1 protein-coding gene is annotated in these 255 nt (G+C 64.7%); it reads left to right on the top strand.

The window, feature by feature from the left end; translation table 11 throughout:
* The coding region (locus tag AAZU54_RS27400; protein WP_434727910.1) for a hypothetical protein at nucleotides 1-255 on the top strand (255 nt) is incomplete at both ends.

The raw sequence follows: 255 nt of genomic DNA on the forward strand, positions 1-255 counted from the left end.
TGGTGCAGGAGTTCAACCATGCGCGGCTGAACTGGATCACCACCCGGCAGCGATGGCGTGAAGAGCCGCTGCGGGCTTATCAACTGCAAACCTCGCAACTGCTGTTGAGCATCCGCGCCATGCACCGCCAGTGGGCCGAGCAACAGACGCCAGCGTTCGACGCGCAGACCGGCGATGGCCCACCGCTGTTCGTCGACCCTGCGGTGGAGCGCCAGCGAATAGTCGATTACACGGCGCAGAACAGCGACGAGCGGC

The sequence above is a fragment of the Pseudomonas sp. Je.1.5.c genome (assembly GCF_051129895.1).
GTDB classification, from domain to species: Bacteria; Pseudomonadota; Gammaproteobacteria; order Pseudomonadales; family Pseudomonadaceae; genus Aquipseudomonas; species Aquipseudomonas urmiensis.